16 protein-coding genes and 1 rRNA gene are annotated in these 17060 nt (G+C 65.8%); 4 read left to right on the top strand and 13 right to left on the bottom strand.

The genetic code is table 11. The features are described 5' to 3' along the window. Nucleotides 1–136: 136 nt before the first annotated feature. The 4 genes from ACX80T_RS12475 to ACX80T_RS12460 are packed head-to-tail and all read left to right on the top strand — an operon-like array spanning nucleotide 137 to nucleotide 4447. On the top strand, nucleotides 137–820 hold the full coding sequence (locus tag ACX80T_RS12475) for a GntR family transcriptional regulator (protein ID WP_024476473.1): 684 nt from the start codon (nucleotides 137–139) through the stop codon (nucleotides 818–820). Next, nucleotides 813–2348, top strand: coding sequence for an MmgE/PrpD family protein (locus ACX80T_RS12470; RefSeq protein ID WP_116779174.1), 1536 nt, complete (start codon nucleotides 813–815; stop codon nucleotides 2346–2348). The genes ACX80T_RS12475 and ACX80T_RS12470 overlap by 8 nt, the downstream gene beginning before the upstream one ends. Then, nucleotides 2349–3302 (top strand): methylisocitrate lyase, encoded by a 954-nt coding sequence (prpB, locus tag ACX80T_RS12465; protein ID WP_024476471.1) that lies wholly within the window; start codon nucleotides 2349–2351, stop codon nucleotides 3300–3302. Beyond that, entirely contained in the window at nucleotides 3299–4447 is a 1149-nt protein-coding gene (locus ACX80T_RS12460) for a bifunctional 2-methylcitrate synthase/citrate synthase (protein ID WP_024476470.1), read from the top strand. Before prpB ends, ACX80T_RS12460 begins: the two co-directional genes overlap by 4 nt. Before the next feature lie 127 nt (nucleotides 4448–4574). On the opposite strand, the gene ACX80T_RS12455 is transcribed toward ACX80T_RS12460, so the two are convergent. The 13 genes from ACX80T_RS12455 to rrf all read right to left on the bottom strand — a co-directional run bounded on the left by ACX80T_RS12455 (nucleotide 4575) and on the right by rrf (nucleotide 16850). After that, entirely contained in the window at nucleotides 4575–5051 is a 477-nt protein-coding gene (locus ACX80T_RS12455) for an 8-oxo-dGTP diphosphatase (RefSeq protein WP_459304586.1), read from the bottom strand. Nucleotides 5052–5152: 101 nt separating this feature from the next. Continuing rightward, nucleotides 5153–6406, bottom strand: coding sequence for a hypothetical protein (locus tag ACX80T_RS12450; protein ID WP_459304585.1), 1254 nt, complete (start codon nucleotides 6404–6406; stop codon nucleotides 5153–5155). Between the two features lies 1 nt (nucleotide 6407). Continuing rightward, on the bottom strand, nucleotides 6408–6914 hold the full coding sequence (locus ACX80T_RS12445) for an RNA polymerase sigma factor (protein ID WP_024477076.1): 507 nt from the start codon (nucleotides 6912–6914) through the stop codon (nucleotides 6408–6410). A gap of 79 nt (nucleotides 6915–6993) precedes the next feature. Continuing rightward, complete coding sequence (xerD, locus tag ACX80T_RS12440; RefSeq protein WP_024477075.1) at nucleotides 6994–7968, bottom strand: site-specific tyrosine recombinase XerD; 975 nt, start codon at nucleotides 7966–7968, stop codon at nucleotides 6994–6996. A 2-nt stretch (nucleotides 7969–7970) separates the two neighbouring features. Beyond that, the gene (locus ACX80T_RS12435; protein WP_019483360.1) at nucleotides 7971–8654 is read right to left on the bottom strand and encodes an NUDIX domain-containing protein; all 684 of its coding nucleotides are present in this window, start codon (nucleotides 8652–8654) and stop codon (nucleotides 7971–7973) included. 19 nt (nucleotides 8655–8673) lie between these two features. Beyond that, nucleotides 8674–10377, bottom strand: a complete 1704-nt coding sequence (locus ACX80T_RS12430) for a CTP synthase (protein ID WP_019483359.1) — start codon at nucleotides 10375–10377, stop codon at nucleotides 8674–8676. Next, nucleotides 10371–12098 carry a DNA repair protein RecN gene (recN, locus tag ACX80T_RS12425; protein ID WP_459304584.1) on the bottom strand — a complete coding sequence of 576 codons (1728 nt, stop codon included), beginning with the start codon at nucleotides 12096–12098 and terminating at the stop codon, nucleotides 10371–10373. Before recN ends, ACX80T_RS12430 begins: the two co-directional genes overlap by 7 nt. Then, nucleotides 12095–13021 (bottom strand): NAD kinase, encoded by a 927-nt coding sequence (locus ACX80T_RS12420; protein ID WP_019483357.1) that lies wholly within the window; start codon nucleotides 13019–13021, stop codon nucleotides 12095–12097. Before ACX80T_RS12420 ends, recN begins: the two co-directional genes overlap by 4 nt. After that, nucleotides 13018–13890 (bottom strand): TlyA family RNA methyltransferase, encoded by an 873-nt coding sequence (locus ACX80T_RS12415; RefSeq protein ID WP_024477073.1) that lies wholly within the window; start codon nucleotides 13888–13890, stop codon nucleotides 13018–13020. Before ACX80T_RS12415 ends, ACX80T_RS12420 begins: the two co-directional genes overlap by 4 nt. Then, nucleotides 13877–14173, bottom strand: a complete 297-nt coding sequence (locus ACX80T_RS12410; protein ID WP_156911324.1) for a ubiquitin family protein — start codon at nucleotides 14171–14173, stop codon at nucleotides 13877–13879. Before ACX80T_RS12410 ends, ACX80T_RS12415 begins: the two co-directional genes overlap by 14 nt. Continuing rightward, a complete protein-coding gene (locus ACX80T_RS12405) occupies nucleotides 14173–15189 on the bottom strand; it encodes an HAD-IIA family hydrolase (protein ID WP_024477071.1) in 1017 nt (338 codons plus the stop codon). The genes ACX80T_RS12410 and ACX80T_RS12405 overlap by 1 nt, the downstream gene beginning before the upstream one ends. After that, nucleotides 15182–16543, bottom strand: a complete 1362-nt coding sequence (locus tag ACX80T_RS12400; protein ID WP_459304583.1) for a hypothetical protein — start codon at nucleotides 16541–16543, stop codon at nucleotides 15182–15184. The genes ACX80T_RS12405 and ACX80T_RS12400 overlap by 8 nt, the downstream gene beginning before the upstream one ends. Before the next feature lie 190 nt (nucleotides 16544–16733). Further along, a 5S ribosomal RNA gene (gene rrf / locus ACX80T_RS12395) occupies nucleotides 16734–16850 on the bottom strand. Between the last annotated feature and the right edge of the window lie 210 nt (nucleotides 16851–17060).

The raw sequence follows: 17060 nt of genomic DNA, 5'->3' as shown, positions 1-17060 counted from the left end.
CCCGCGCCGTGTATACAGAGAATGCGGAATTGTCCATTTTTTCGGCTGATATCTTGCGGTACTGGTCCTCCTTGTATACATTGGCAGTACTAGTGAACACCGTCACCGGTACAGGCCAGCGTCGGCAGGAGGATCAATGCGAGCCAGCGACAGGGCCTACGCCGCATTAAAGTCCGACATTGTCGAATGGCGTCTGATCCCCGGGACAGTACTCGCCGAAGTTGAGCAGTCGGCCCGGCTCGGAGTCTCACGAACCCCCCTGCGGGAAGCACTCGCCCGGCTCAGCGCGGAAGGCTTGACCGCCGCCCAGACCGGACGCGGCGTCGTCGTCACCGATATTTCCCTGGCGAAAATGACCCAGCTGTTCGACGTGCGCCTGGCTCTGGATTGCAAGGCCGCAGAGCTGGCCGCGGTGCACCGGGACCCCCACGTCTTCACCGCTCTGGCGCAGCGCTTCGAGGCCGCGTCCAGCCTCATCGCCGGTGCCGACCCCGACCGGCGCGATTACTATGCCCTGGTCTCGGAACTGGACGTCGCCGTCGACGACGCCGCGGACAACCAATTCCTCCGCCAGGCGCAGGGCCAACTCCGCGCGCAACTTGTGCGTATCAGGCGCCTCGCCAAAGACAACAGCGAACGGCTGCTCGCCTCAGCTGCCGAGCATGCGCAGATCGCCCGGTCAATCGCCGGTGGCAACACCGATCTGGCGATAGCCGCCACCAAGATCCACCTGCACAACAGTCTTGCCCACCTACTGGCGTCGAAACTTAGCTTCGACGCCGGATTCGCCCCATCCCGAAAGGCTCACCTCAATGGTTGAACATCATCTGGTCCGCACCCACCGCAGCGACGAAAACCTCCCCCGCGAGGAGCAGCTCGCCTACCGGCTGGCGTTGGTCGCTGCCGATCCGGTGGAGGTCGACGCCGACGTCGCCGACATGGTGATCAACCGCATCATCGATAACGCCTCGGTGGCCGTCGCCTCGTTCACGCGCGCCCCAGTGGTCGCCGCCCGCGCCCAGGCCACCAGCCACCCGGCGTCGTCGAACGGTGCCGGCGCCACCATCTTCGGCATCCAGGAGAAGACGTCCCCCGAGTGGGCTGCCTGGGCCAACGGCGTCGCCGTTCGGGAACTGGATTACCACGACACGTTCCTGGCCGCCGACTACTCCCACCCTGGCGACAACATTCCGCCAATCCTCGCCGTTGCCCAGCACACCGGGCGATCAGGGCGGGACCTGCTGCGCGCGATCACCACCGGCTACGAGATTCAGGTGGACCTGGTGAAGGCCATCTGCCTCCACAAGCACAAGATTGACCACGTGGCGCACCTCGGCCCGTCGGCGGTTGCTGGGATCGGCACGTTGTTGGAGCTCGACGTCGAAACCATTTTCCAGTCCATCGGCCAGGCCCTGCACACCACCACTGCCACCCGTCAATCCCGGAAGGGCGAGATTTCCACCTGGAAGGCCCATGCTCCGGCCTTCGCCGGGAAGATGGCGGTGGAGTCAGCGGACCGGGCGATGCGCGGCCAGACCTCCCCCACCCCGATCTACGAGGGCGAAGACGGGTTCATTGCGTGGCTGCTGGATGGCCCGGACGGCAGGTACGAGGTTCCGCTACCGGCGGCCGGCGAAGCCAAGCGGGCCATTCTTGACACCTACACCAAGGAGCACTCGGCCGAGTACCAGGCGCAGGCCCTGATCGACCTCGCCCGCAAGCTCCATGCGGCCCACCCGGAGGCCGCCGATCCCGAGCAGGTGCAGTCGATCGTCATCCACACCTCGCACCACACCCACAACGTGATCGGGTCCGGTGCAAACGACCCGCAGAAGTACGATCCCACCGCGTCACGCGAGACCCTCGACCATTCGATCCCCTACATCTTCACGGTCGCATTGCAGGACGGCTCCTGGCACCACGTCGATTCCTACACCCCGGAGCGGGCTGGCAGGGCCGACACCGTGGCACTTTGGCAGAAGGTCACTACGCTGGAGGACCCGGAGTGGACCCGGCGTTACCATTCGCTCGACATCAGCGAGAAGGCCTTCGGCGGCCGGGTGGAGATCACCCTGACCGACGGCACGGTCCTCACCGACGAGCTGGCCGTCGCCGACGCGCACCCCCTCGGCGCCCGGCCATTCGCCCGGGAGCAGTACATCAACAAGCTACGCACCCTGGCCGCGGGCCAGGACGGCCACCGGATTGTCGACGAGGCAGAGATCGACCGGTTCCTCGCCGTCGTCGAGCGGTTGCCGGAGCTCGCGGCAGGCGAACTGGACCAGCTCAACCTCGTCGCCGCTGCCGGCATCATTGACCCCGACACCGCCCCGAAGGGACTGTTCTAAATGTTGTACTCAGCCATCACCCCCGAGCAGAAGCGCATCGCGTTCCGGGAGGGTCTCGCCTCGGGCCGGATCCAGCAGTTCCCCGGTGCATTCAATCCCCTGTCGGCACGGCTGATTGAGGACAAGGGGTTCGACGGCGTCTATATCTCCGGCGCGGTCCTCGCCAACGATCTCGGCCTACCGGATATTGGCCTGACGACGCTCACCGAGGTCGCCACCCGCGCCGGGCAGATCGCCCGAATGACCGACCTGCCATCAATTGTCGACGCCGACACCGGCTTCGGTGAGCCAATGAACGTGGCGCGGAGCATCCAGGAACTTGAAAACGCCGGCCTGGCCGGTTGCCACATTGAGGACCAGTTCAACCCCAAACGGTGTGGGCATCTGGATGGCAAGAACGTGGTGGATCTGGACACGGCCACCAAACGCATCCGGGCGGCCGCCGACGCCCGCCGTGACCCGAACTTCCTGATCATGGCGCGGACCGACATCCGCGGCACCGATAGCCTTCAGGCAGCCAAGGACCGTGCCAAAGCGCTGGTGGACGCCGGTGCCGACGCGATCTTCCCCGAGGCGATGCGGGACCTGACCGAATTCCAGGCCATCCGCGACGCCGTCGACGTCCCCATCCTCGCCAATATGACCGAGTTCGGGAAGAGCGAGTTGTTCACACTGGACCAGCTCGCCTCGGCGGGAGTCAACATGGTGATCTATCCCGTCACCCTGCTGCGTAGTGCAATGGGCGCCGCGGAGCGTACGCTGGAAATCATCAAGGCCGACGGCACCCAGCAGGGGGCCGTCGGTGCCATGCAGACCAGGGCGCGTCTGTACGAGCTCGTGGACTACGAGGCGTACAACCGTTTTGACACCTCGGTTTTCAATTTTCAGGTGCCCGGTTCACCGGAGCACACGACGCAGCAGGCCCCTTCCGCCGTTGAACAGGAGTCCCCATGACAGAAACGACAGAAACGCAGATCTACAAAGGCCTGGCCGGAGTCACCGTCGACACCACGGCTATCTCGATGGTCAATTCCGACACCAACTCGTTGCTCTACCGCGGGTATCCGGTGCAGGAGCTGGCCGCAAGGTGCAGCTTCGAGGAGGTTGCCTACCTGATGTGGCATGGCGAGCTTCCGTCGAAGGACCAGCTGGCCGAATTCACTGCGTTCGAGCGTAGCCACCGTGCGCTGGCCGACAATGTGAAGGCAGCGATTGATCTGCTGTCCACCTCGTGCCACCCGATGGACGTCGCCCGCACCGCCGTGTCGGTGCTCGGCGCCAACCACCCCAAGGCATCGGATTCCTCCCCCGAGGCCAACCTCGAGAAGGCGATGGAACTCTTCGCAGCGTTCCCCGCCGTCGTCGCCTACGACCAGCGCCGTCGTCGTGGTCAGGAGATCGTCGCCCCGCGGGACGATTTTGACTATTCGGCGAACTTCCTCTGGATGACCTTCGGTGAGGAAGCTGCCCCGGAGGTCGTCGAGGCGTTCAACGTGTCGATGGTGCTATACGCCGAGCACTCCTTCAACGCCTCAACCTTCACCGCCCGGGTCATCACGTCCACCCTGGCTGACCTTCATTCGGCGGTGACCGGGGCCATCGGTGCACTGAAGGGCCCCCTGCACGGTGGCGCGAACGAAGCAGTGATGCACACGTTCGAGGAGATCGGCATCCGCACCGACGAGTCCCGGGAAGAGGCAGCCGCCCGCGCCAAGGCCTGGATGGAGGATGCTCTCGCCCAGAAGAAGAAGGTGATGGGCTTCGGCCACCGGGTTTACAAGAACGGCGACTCACGGGTGCCCACCATGAAGGGTGCCCTGGATCGGATGATCGAGCACTTCGGCCGGCCGGAGCTGCTCGGCCTGTACAGCGGGCTGGAATCCGCGATGGAGGAGGCGAAGAGCATCAAGCCCAACCTCGACTATCCGGCCGGCCCCACGTACCACCTGATGGGCTTCGATACCGAGATGTTCACGCCGCTGTTCATCGCCGCCCGGATCACCGGTTGGACCGCCCACATCATGGAGCAGACCGCCGCCAACTCCCTGATCCGCCCGCTCAGCGCCTATAACGGTCCGGAGCAGCGTCAGGTCCCCTAGCCTCCCTCCCTTGTATTGGATCGAGTCAACAGAAATGGCGGGTTTTCCTTGGAGAACCCGTCATTTCCGTTGACTCGACCCTTATGGGTTGGCCCGACCAGTTCTGGGTTGACTCGATCCGTACTGTCTAGGCGAAGATTGCGCTGCGGACCGTCTTGTTGTCCGGGTTGAGGGAGACGAGCACGTCCAGTTGTTCGCCGGCGATCACCGACCCCAGCCAGTGCCGTGCGTCGTCCCACATGCCATCCCACGGCAGGTCATCGACGGGATACCAGGCGGGGTCCACCTCGGCGGTGGGCTGCGGAGTTCCGGTCCACTCGACGGCGGTGAAGATCGCTGCGTCCATGTCGGCGGCCGGCTGGGCTGGGAACCGCCAACGGATCCGCCCCAGCTGGGTCAGTTGGGCCACGCCGACGACAACGCCGGATTCCTCCGCAACTTCCCGTACCGCTGCCTGGGGCGCGGTTTCGCCGGGTTCGACTCCCCCGCCGAGGGTAACAATCCGCCCGGCGCCGAACCCCGTCTTCTTGAGCCCGAGCAGTACTTCGCTACCCGATTCCGTGTCACGGAACAGGAAGCACAAAACGACGGGGCGGGGGCTCATGAGGCCCAAGTGTAGCCGCCTCAACCGCCACCGAACCGTGAGGTCTGGCGACTCAGGGCGGACCTGAGTCGCCAGACCGAACTCCCCGGTCTAAGGGGTGACTAGTCGGTGATGATTATCGAATCGGCGATAGCCGCCAGGGCGTCGAACTCCGCCGACCCGGCATACTCTTCAGCTTCCGCCAGGGATGCGAACTCCCGACCCACCTCGTACGGTGTGAGCTGGAAGTTGTTTGTCAGGGACAGCAAGCCGACCTCGGCATTCGAGATGACGTTATAGAGCATGCAGGCCTCACCCGAGGTGGGGTCGGTGGACAACACCAGCGCCGTGGTGCCGACGAGTCGATCGCCGGTGAATACCCGGAGCACAAACCTGGCGCCTACCGGCCCGCTCGGGGTATCGATCGACACCGGAACCGACCGCACTTCCCGCCACGGCACCGGGGGCTCCGAGCATGCCCCGCCAATTCCCGACTCCCGTGACCGCATAAGCGTGGAAACAACGTTCCCCGTGGTGTCGACAAGGTTGTACCCATCAGCCACGTCAACAATCCCCCAGCCCAGCGGAATCCTGTAGGACAGGCCCAGCTCCGGTGCGTCAAGGCCCCGCACCAGTTCATCAGCGGTGGGACCGGCTCCGACCAGCTCTTCCCGCAGTTCCACCGGGATGCCCGCTTCGATGAATCGCTGGTCCATCAGTTCCTGGGGTGTCCTGTTGGGGTCCTCCATGAGGAACTCCCACCGGAGAATCGCGCCGTAGGTATCGAGGTCAATGACCCATTGGCCGTTGACGCGCTGGGCGATGTAGAACCAGGCGTTGCCCCCGTCCTTGCCCTCGACCGCGTACCCTTCCTCGGTCAGCTCCATCGACATCCACTCGTCGGTACACCCGATCACCGGGTAGTACTGGGGATTCGTGGTCCACGGGGTGTAGGAGGCGAAGTCGCTGCCCTGTTCCATCAGCCGGTCAACATCTTGTGGCTGGCACCCGACGTCGGCGGGAGGCCCGGTGGGCACGGCCGTCGGCTCAGGGGCGGGATCGGCGGTGCCCTCGCCCACCGTCGTCGGCTTCGGGGCGGGCTCCGGATCAGTGGTGCCCGCCGGCAACGGACCCAGGACACCCATGGAGCTGCCCACCACGATCGCGCCGGCCACAGCCGCTGCCGCAGCGGCACCGGCAAGCACGAGGACGACGGTTCGCCGCCGCGCCAGCGGCACCACCACTGGGCGGTCGTCGCTGAACACCCCGGCGTCTTCGTCCGCTTCCGAAGCCGGCTGGGAATCGGCAGCTCCATTCGCCCGGCCCTCAGCACGGACCGGGTCCAGTCCCCGGATCAGGTTTTCGATGCGGTCCATTTCAGGCAACTCCCTCGGCCATCATTGCGGTGGGCAGCTGGGCGGCGAACGCTTTGCGTGCCCGGTGCAGGCGAACTTTCGCGGCGGATGGGCTGCAGGCCAGTACCTGGGCGATATCCGCCAAGCTCAGGTCATCCCAGTAGGCGAGCAGCAGGATTTCCCGTTCCCTGTCCCGCAGCCCGAGGAGTGCCTCGGCCACCGTGTGCTGCTGGGCGCTTTGCGCGGTCCTCGATTGCAGCACCGCCGTGGAACGAATCCGTTGCATCAGCTGCTCGGAGCGCTCACGCCGTCGGTACTCGTTGCCAATCAGGTGGTGGGCGACGGCCAGCAGCCACGCGATGGTCAGATCTGCAGGGTCCGGGTTGCGTTGCCAGGCGACGCGGAAGACGTCGTTGGTCAGCTCATCAGCGGCTTCACGGCTGTTGACCCTGCGGTGAATGTAGTTGAAAACGCGCGGGCGATGCTCTCTGTGGATTGCGGCAAAAAAACCTTCGTCATGCTGCAACATTGGCCCCCCTGAAGTGAGTAACCTGTTCATGCACAGTTAGTTTCCAGCTGGCTCGCTGAGGTTACATCGACTCCGCGGATCAGAGAGCGCGTGGATGCGCAGCAGCATATACCTCGCGGAGGGTATCCGCAGTAACCAGGGTGTACACCTGGGTGGTGGTGACCGAGGCGTGGCCGAGCAGCTCCTGCACCACCCGCACATCAGCGCCGCCTTCCAGCAAGTGGGTCGCGAAGGAGTGCCGCAGGGTGTGCGGCGACACCTCGCGGGTCACACCGGCTTTCTCGGCCGCCGACTTCAGGATGGTCCACGCACTCTGCCGGCTCAGTCGCCCACCGCGCAGGTTCAGGAACAGTGCCGGGTTACCCCGACCGTTGGCGGACAGGGCTGGCCGGGCCCGGACCAGGTAGGAGTCAATGGCCTTCGCCGCGTACGACCCCAACGGCACCATCCGCTCCTTGGACCCCTTGCCGAACAAGCGGACGACGGCGGGGCCTTCCAGAGCCGCATCCACCGACACGTCGTCGACGTCGAGCCCGACCGCCTCACTGATCCGGGAGCCGGTGGAGTACAGGAATTCCAGCAGCGCCCGGTCCCGCTGTCCACCCGGGGTGTCCGTGTTCACGGCCTCGAGGATGCGGGTCACCTCATCGACCGAGATGGCTTTCGGGAGCCGCTTACCGGCGATGGGAGGGTGAATGTCGTGGGCGGGATCGGCGGTACAGATGCCCTCGAGGGCCCAGAACCGGTGCAGGCCACGGACCGCGACCACGGTGCGCGCGGCGGACCGCGGACTCAACGGGGCGAGGCCATCAGAACCGGTGGACAGGGCCTGCGCGAACGCCGAGATGTCATGCCGGGTGATCCGCTGCACGTCGGTGACTGAACGGGCCGCCAGAAACCGGTGATACCTCAACAGGTCACGCCGGTACGCGGCAAGGGTGTTGACCGACAGGCCACGTTCCACTGCCATGTGCTGAAGGTATTCGCTCATGAGCCGTCCGGGGCCGGTTTCCCGCAGCTCGTCCACTGCGGTCCTCGTTGCAGGAACCGCCATCGTCAGCCCTTCAGGACCGATCCGTTGGGCCAGGTGTGGTGCTGGCTGGAGTGTTCAGGCCAGGGCTCGTCGGCGGGTCGCAGTTGTTCGTAGCCGGAGTTCCGTGCCACTGACGCGGCGAGAATCGCTGCGATTGCCGAAGGGCTGTGGATTCTACCGGCCAGGACGGCGGCGACTGCCTCGTCCAGGTCAACCCACGCCAGCTCAATTTCGGCTTCCTCGTGGGTGCGTTCGTGGCGCGCATCAGGGTGGATCTCCGCGACGCCCCGCGCCAGATAGATACGCAACGCTTCACTGGAGGACCCGGGTGACAGGAACAGGTCGGTCAGGACGTTCCACCGCTCAGCAGTGAGGTCCGCCTCCTCGGCGAGCTCCCGCGCTGCAGCCGCCACAAAGTCCTCATCAGGAACATCGAGCAGGCCCGCCGGGATTTCCCAGAGCGTCATCCGCACCGGGTGGCGGTACTGGTTGATCAACAGCACCTGCCCGGCGTCGTTCAGGGCCAATACCGCCACAGCACCGGGATGCTCGATATAGTCACGCACCAGCGGTTCGCCGTGGCCGTCATCGGTTAGGGAGAACGTGTCGCTGACGACGTTCCAGATCCTGCCCTCGTAGACCACCGTGGAGTCCAGCAAACGCCGGGGGCTCTGCTGGTCACCCAGCGGCTGCGCCGATTCGTCCATGTCCGCCCCCTGGCTCATGTTAGGCCTTGACCCCGCGGCGGAGCAGTGCAGCCTTTACCAGTCCGGCGAACAGCGGGTGCGGCCGGGTGGGGCGTGAGCTCAGCTCGGGGTGCGCCTGGGTGGCCACATAGTACGGGTGGACGCTCTTTGGCAGTTCAACAAACTCGACCAGCTTGCCGTCGGGGGACGTTCCGGAGAACACCATGCCGGCGGCCGAGATCTGCTCACGGAAGTCATTGTTGACCTCGTAGCGGTGGCGGTGGCGTTCGCTCACAGTGGTTTTCCCGTAGGTGCGGGCCACCACTGAACCTTCGTCGAGCTTCGCCTCCCACAGGCCCAGGCGCATGGTGCCGCCCATGTCGCCGTCGCCGTCGACAATGTGCAACTGCTCGGCCATGGTCGCGATGACCGGGAACTCGGTGTCGGGATCAAACTCACTCGAGGATGCGCCTTCAAGGCCCACCACGTTGCGGGCGTATTCGATGACCATGCACTGCAACCCGAGGCAGAGTCCCAGCGTGGGGACCGAGTTTTCTCGGGCGTACTTGAGGGCACCGAGTTTGCCTTCGAGGCCGCGGATACCGAAGCCGCCCGGCACGCAGATGGCGTCGGCTCCGTCGAGGGCCTGCGCCGCTCCTTCGGGGGTGTCGCAGTCGTCCGAGGGCACCCAGCGGATGATCACCTTGGACTTGTTGGCGAAACCGCCAGCGCGCAGCGCCTCAGTCACCGACAGGTAGGCGTCCGGCAGGTCGATGTACTTGCCCACCAGGGCAATTTCGACGGTGTGTTTGGGGTGGTGGACGGCGTCGAGAAGTTTGTTCCACTTGGTCCAGTTGACGTCCTTGAACTTCAGGTCAAGGGCCTGCACAATGTACGCGTCGAGGCCCTGTGCGTGCAGGGTCTTCGGAATGTCGTAGATGCTCGCGGCGTCGGCGGCATTGACGACGGCGTCGACGTCGACGTCGCACATGCGACCGATCTTTTCCCGCATGGCGTCCGGAATTTCGCGGTCCGAGCGGATCACGATGGCATCCGGCTGGATGCCGATGGATCGGAGCATCGCCACCGAGTGCTGGGTTGGCTTCGTTTTCAGTTCCTGGGAGGGGCCGATGTAGGGCACCAGGGAGACGTGCAGGAAGAACACGTTGTTGCGGCCAATGTCCTGGCGTACCTGGCGGGCAGCCTCAAGGAACGGCTGCGACTCAATGTCGCCGACGGTGCCACCGATCTCGGTGATGATGACGTCGGGCGCCTTCTTGGCTTCGACGGGTTCGGAAGGCAACCGCATCCGGCGCTTGATCTCGTCGGTGATGTGCGGGATGACCTGGACGGTGTCGCCGAGGTATTCGCCGCGGCGTTCCTTGGCGATGACCGTCGAGTAGATCTGGCCGGTCGTGACGTTCGCCGAGCCGTCAAGGCTTTCATCGAGGAAACGCTCGTAGTGGCCGATGTCGAGGTCCGTTTCAGCGCCGTCGTCGGTCACGAAGACCTCGCCGTGCTGGAACGGGTTCATGGTGCCCGGGTCCACGTTGAGATACGGGTCGAGCTTCTGCATCGTGACTGATAAGCCACGCGCACGGAGAAGATGACCGAGGCTTGAAGCGGTGAGTCCCTTCCCGAGGGAGGAGGCTACGCCACCCGTCACGAAGACGTGCTTGGTAGTCTTGGCGGACTTCTGGAACCGGGAATTTGTTGATTGCACCACGGAGTTCGAGCCTAGCACTTCGAGGCGGTCCGCGCTGCGTCTGCGAGCAGTTCCTCGGCGTGTGCCTGGGCCGACGCCGACTCCTCCTGCCCGGCAAGCATGCGTGCCAGCTCCCGCACCCGCTCCGCTTCGGGCAGGACTTCGACGTCGCTGGCCGTGACACCGTCGCCGGCGGCGGTCGCCGACACGTTCTTGGTCACCCTGATGTGTTGGGACGCGAACGCCGCCACCTGGGGCAGATGGGTGACCACAATCACCTGGACGTGTTCGGCGAGCATGGCGAGTCGTCGCCCGATTTCCACCGCCGCTTTGCCGCCCACTCCCGCGTCCACCTCGTCGAACACGAAGGTCGGTACGGGGTCGACGGCGGCCAGCACCACTTCGATTGCGAGCATCACCCGGGAGAGTTCACCGCCCGACGCGCCCTTCCCCAGCGGCCGCGCGGCCGAGCCGGGGTGTGGCTGTAGCAGGAACGCGATCGAGTCGGCGCCGAACAGGGTGCGCTCCCCTGCCGTCACGTCGATGACCAGGCTGGCCGCCGCCATGGCGAGTGCCGACAGTTCGTCGGTGACCCGCTCTGCGAGCGTGGCGGCGGCGACGGTGCGCAGGGCGGTGAGTTCCTCGGCCTGCGCACCCACCGTCTGCTCAAGGGCGGCAATCTCCTTCCCCAGCGCCTCGATCCGGGTGGAGTCGTCGCCTAGCTCACCGAGCCGGAGCTGCCCGGCCGCAGCCCAGTCAAGCACCTCGTCGATGCTGGGCGCGTACTTGCGGATGAGGACGGCCAGTTCGGCCCGTCGCGATTCGACTTCGGCCAGCCGGCCGGGTCCGTCGCTGTCGAGGGAGGCGCTATAGCCCGACAGTTCGGTTGAAATATCGGTGAGGATGTAGCCCACTTCGGCGAGTCGCCCAGCCAGCGCGGCCAGGGCTGGGTCATGGTCCCCCGCCGATTCCAGTTGGCGTTTGGCGGCATCCACGAGCACTGTGGCGTCCTGGTCGTCGGCGAATTCACCCGAGACGAGCGCCTGGTGGGCTTTGAACGCCGCGGTCCGAAGCTCCTCGACGTGGCCCAGACGGATGGACTCCGCCTTCAGGTTGTCATCCTCACCCGGCTGCGGTGCGACGGCGTCAATTTCCTCGAGCGCGGCCTGCAGTGATTCGGCCTCCCTGACCCGCTCCCGCGAGTCGGTCAGGAGTTGCTCCAGCTCGGCGGCCGCCTCCTGCAGGCGACGGTAACTCACCTGATAGCGTCCCAGCACCTCAGCCAGTGGGGCCCCCGCGAATTTGTCCAGCGCTTCCCGCTGGGCCGCAGTGGTTTTCAGGCGTAGCTGATCGGACTGGCCGTGGACTACCACCAGCGCCGATCCCAGCTCAGCGAGCACCCCCGCCGGGGCTGACCTGCCGCCGACGTACGCGCGACTCCGTCCATCACCATTGACAGTGCGTGCGACGATCAGCTCAGCCGAGCCCTCCGACTCGTCCAATTCCCCGCCCGCTTCCGCGGCACGCAGTGCGGCGGTGCTGTGCGGGGCGATCCGGAGGACCGCCTCGGCCGAAGCGGCTTTCGCTCCGAGACGTACGGCACCGGCGTCGGCCCGCGCGCCGAGCAGCAGCCCCAGAGCGGTGATCACCATCGTCTTGCCGGCACCGGTTTCACCGGTCACTACGGTGAAACCGCCGCCCAGGTGCAGTGTGGCATCGGTGATGACGCCAAGGTCGCGGATGCGGATTTCTTCGATCACTGGCCGGTACCTCCTGCATGACTGGTCGGGCCACGCCAGCCCTGGGTGGGGAGCGAGAACTTCTTCACGAGTCGCTCGGAGAAGGGGGTGAGTTGGGTGCGAGCCAACCGGACCGGGGTAGCTGCACGGCGGACTTCCACCCGGGCGCCGGGCGGCAGGTCGACGGTGCGCCGCCCGTCGCACCACAGGACGCCCGCCGCGTCGGTGCGGGTGAGGATCTCCACGGCGAGGACCGACGTCGGCGCGATCACCAGTGGTTTGGTGAAGAGGGCGTGGGCACTGATCGGCGCCATCAGCAGGGCTTCCACCTCGGGCCAGACCACGGGTCCGCCGGAGGAGAAGGCGTAGGCGGTCGACCCCGTGGGTGTTGCCATCACCACACCGTCACACCCGAACGAGCTGAGGGGTCGCCCATCAACCTCCATCACCACCTCGATCATCCGTTCGCGGCTGGCCTTCTCGACGGCCGCCTCGTTCAGCGCCCAGGTCTGGGCTGCGAGGACGTCACCGCGCCACACCTGGACGTCGATGGTCATCCGCTCTTCGACGGTGTAATCACGGTCCACCACCCGGCGCACCGTCTCGGTGAGGTCGGCCCGTTCACTTTCGGCGAGGAACCCGACGTGCCCGAGGTTGACGCCGAGAAGGGGGACCTCGGAGCCGCGGACCAGTTCTGCGGCGCGGAGAATGGTCCCATCGCCGCCCAGGACCATCCCCAGCTCAACCTCGTCGAGTCCGACGTCGACGCCTAGGGTTTCGGTGGGCGCGGTGAGCACCCCGTACTCGTCCTGGATGTCCTTCAGTTCCTCATCCCGCATGACGGGGACCAACCCTGACTGGTGCAGCTGCGTGCAGGCTTCCTGGGCAGCCGCCATCGCGTCGTGCCGCCCGGTGTGGGCAAGGACCAGTATCCGTCGTGTCATTGAAGCTCCGTCGTATCCCGTGCGCCGTCTGGCGTGCCGGTAACTAGCCGGGCATCAGTAAAAGCAGTGCTGGAGTCCAGCACCTGCCGGGTCATGCGATCAAGCTCCCCTTCGATCCTAGGCACCAACGGGCCGGTCGGCACTGTTATCCACACAAAGAACTCAACATTTCCGTCCTGACCCGGTAGTTGACTGCGAATCAGCCCCGACACGGTCAGTCCGTGGGCCAGGGCCCTCCCGATCACCTGTCCGACGGCGCGGCGCCGTTCCGGTTCGGTTGCCACCACCCCGCTGGAGTTCAGTTTTCCCTTGCCCACTTCGAACTGGGGTTTGATGAGCAGCACCATGTCACCGCCGGGTTTGGTGGCCCGGGCGAGTGGGAGCAGCACCAGGGTGAGGGAAATGAAGGACAGGTCCGCGACCGTCAGATCGACCTGGCCTCCGATGGCGTCGGGCTCCAGTTGACGCACGTTTAGCCCCTCGACGACGTCGACCCGTGGGTCCCGGCGCAGGTCCGCAACGAGCTGGCCGTGCCCGACGTCGACGGCTGCCACACGGGAGGCGCCAGCGCGCAGGAGCACCTCGGTGAAGCCGCCCGTGGAGGCGCCAGCGTCGAGGCACCGTTTCCCCTCCACAGCGACCCCGGTGAAAGACCGCAGCGCCCCGTCAAGTTTCACCCCGGCACGGCTCACGAAGTCGGGGGCACCGCCGTCGTCGACTGCCAGCTCCTCAAAATCCTGGACCTTACTGGCGGCCTTGGCCTGGATGACGCCGGCGCGGCGCACCCGGCCGGCGGCGATGAGCTGGGCGGCGTGCGACCTGGACCGTGCCAGCCCTCGGGCCACCAGAGCCTGGTCAAGGCGCGTCATGGGCTTTGGGCGGATCGGCGTTGAGCTCGGCAAGCAGGCCGTCATGGAGCCCCGTGTACAGGCGGTTGTGGTCGTCAATGGGGAGGCCCGGGATGTCGGCCAGATGAGCGGTCAGCCCATCCACGCTGGTGTCCCCGCTGGTCTCCGCCCTGCGGGGAAAGTCCGGGCCCTCGCCAACCGTTGCGGCATGGTCTATTTCAGCGTCGTCTATTGCGGCGTCATCTATTGCAGCGTGATCCACGCTGTCTTCAGGTGACGGCACACTCGGGGCAGCGCCAGTCATCAGCGACCTGCGGAATCGGCGAGAACCGGGCTGCCCGCGGACTGCAGGGCGGGCAGTGCGGCGGTCGCAGGGTCAGGATTAGCGCTCCACCAGGCGCTGCAGGCGGCACGCCAGGTGTCGAGGTTCGCCAGGTCCCCGGTCAGGTGGACCGTTCCGTCGTCGACCATCGCCGACGACGCCCCGCACCGGTACACGCCGTCGCTGTGGCTGATTTCCGGGTACGGCTCGTAGAGGCCCTCAAGGTCGGCCAGGAGGTACTTGGGACGCTGACCGGCGACAGCCGCCAGCGCCGTCCGCACCGTGTCGACGCCGGTGAGCACCAGGGCAGTGTCCATCCGGGCACGGTTTCCGCCCAGAATGTCGGTATCGAGCCGGTCTCCAACCACCAGTGGGCGAGAGACACCGAGGTGCTTGGCGGCAGTGGTGAACAACGCCGCTTCGGGTTTGCCGGCGACCGCGGGGGTGCTACCGGTGGCGGCGGTGACCGCCGCGACCAGCGACCCGTTGCCGGGGGCGATTCCGCGGAGCTGCGGAATGGACAGGTCCGTGTTGGTTGCTACCCACACCGCACCACCCGCCACCGCGTAGGCAGCCTCAGCCAGATCCTTCCACCCCAGGTTGGGGTCGAAGCCCTGAATGACTGCATCAGGAGTTGGCTCAGCGGAGGTGACTGGGACCAAACCCTGCGCCTTGACCTGGTCGACCAGGGTCTGGCTGCCGGTGACCAGGACGGTCGACCCGGCGGGCACCAGTGTGGCCAGGAGCTCAGCCCCGGCAAACGCCGACCCGAACACCTGGGCCGCCGTCGCCGGAGCACCCAGCTCGCGCAGGTGTGCTGCAACCTGTTCGGCTGACCGGGACGCGTTGTTGGTGATGTAGGCGAGGGCGACTTCGATGTCCGCCAAACGTTCCAGGGACTCCACCGCACCAGGAATGGCGTTGGGTCCCGCGTAGACGACACCATCCAGATCGGCTAAGAGTGCATCGTAGGACGAGATCAGGGAAGCCTCAGTCATGGTGCCTTTCGGTGTCCTGCCCGCCTTCGGGGCTGGTGCGAATTGGAGCGGGCCGGTTGAGTGAACGCCAGGTGGCAGGTGCGCGGCGCACCTCCTCCTCCGGGACGTCGTCGGGGGCGCCCGGCGTTTCCACGGACTGCTGGGCGGCTGCCGCTTCCGCCGCTTCCTGACCGGCCGACTTCGCTTCGAGACGCGGTTCGTCCTCCGACTCAGTGACGGCGTCCGACCCAGTGACGGTGTCCGGCTCACTGTCGGCTGCGGGGGCGTCGCCTGTTCCCGGCCGGCGTTCAGTCAGCGAGGTGGTCCCGGGACTGCCGGTGGGAGCCGAAGCAACCCGCCGACGGGCGGCCGAGGCATCGGGGACCTCCTCATCGTCACCGCCGAGATCAACGATGTCCGGCTCGGCGAACTCGCCCAACCCCAGAGCGCTGTCGGCGATCCCGGCCTGACGGCGCCACTGCTCTGCTTCGGCGGTACGGCCAACCGCCGCCAAGGCCTCAGCGTAGGCGCGAAACAGCCGTGGGCTGTAGCTGAACGCACGGTTGCGGTCGAGCTGGCTGATTTCCAGTGCGGCGACCGCGGCATCGTGCTGCAACAGGTCTGAGCGAGCCCCGGAGACCACCATGGCCAGTTCCACCTTGCCCGCAGAACTCAGCCCTTCGGCCTCCTCTGATTGAGCAAGATCAAGGGCGCGGTCGGGGCGGCCCAGCCCACGTTCACAGTCGGCCATGACCGGAAGGTGGTCGTTCGAACCGCTGATCCGGCGATAGGTGCGGAACTCACGGAGCGCCTCACCGTAGTGTCCGGCAGCGTAGGCGGTCAGGCCCACTGCTTCACGCACGACGGCGAGCCTGCCACCGCGGCGGCTGGCCGCCAGGGCGTGCTGGAATGCCAGTTCGGGCTCATCCTCAAGCAGACGGCCCGCCATTACGAGGTGGCGGGCCACCCACTCGGCGCTCTTTTCTTCAAGGTTGCGGATCTGCGCCCGGGTCACCCGATCCAGTTCAGCGCCAGTGACATCCTCATCGATATTTGGGGACCGTTCGCGGTCTGGACGGTTGGCGCTGCGAAGGTCCCGGGCGTTGAAGGAACGCTTCCCACTCTCGGCGCGCTCGGAGCCGCCACGGTTTTCGTCACGTGGACCGCTTCCCCTGCCCTGGCTGGCACCGCGGCCGGCTGATGACCCGCCGGTGTTCGGACGTGCTCCCCGATACCCACCCGCCCTATCATCGCGGGAGGCCGAGCCCCGGGGGGCGTCGCTCTGCTTGCCAACCGACCGGCCGCCCTGGGTACCTGATCGATCGGGCCGTCGGTCTGCCCGGTCCGCTCCGTGATTGCGGTCTTGGTCGGCCATGGCTACGCGGTTCCTCTCATTACAAACGGAGCCGGCACTGGTGCGGTTTCCGTTCGGTTTCTCTATGAATCTGTGTGGGTGGCATGCTTCGCCGCCCTACCCATTGTAGGGCCTGCATCAGGGGTGTTTGGGGTGTGGTGGGTTAAGTGCGAAAGGCCCCACCGGTGGTGGGGCCTTTCGTCTAATGGTTGTCCGGCGGTGTCCTACTCTCCCACACTCTCTCGGGTGCAGTACCATCGGCGCTGTGGGTCTTAGCTTCCGGGTTCGGAATGGGACCGGGCGTTTCCCCCACGCTGTGACCGCCGTAACCCTTTTACCCGTTCCCCTGCACTGGCTGTGTGAGCCGTGTGGGGTGGGAAGTTTTTTTGGTTACAACTTGAACAGTATATACCTGTATTGTGTTGTTTTTTTTGGTTCCTGTTGTTGGTTGGGAACCGCATAGTGGACGAAAGCAGCATATCTTTACACCATCCTTGGTGTGAACGTCTTTTGATGCCGTTCACGGGTGGTGTGTGTG

This window comes from Arthrobacter sp. Sr33, from assembly GCF_054511195.1.
The sequence above is the reverse complement of the archived record's forward strand: the minus strand, read 5'-3'. Positions and strand labels throughout refer to the sequence as shown.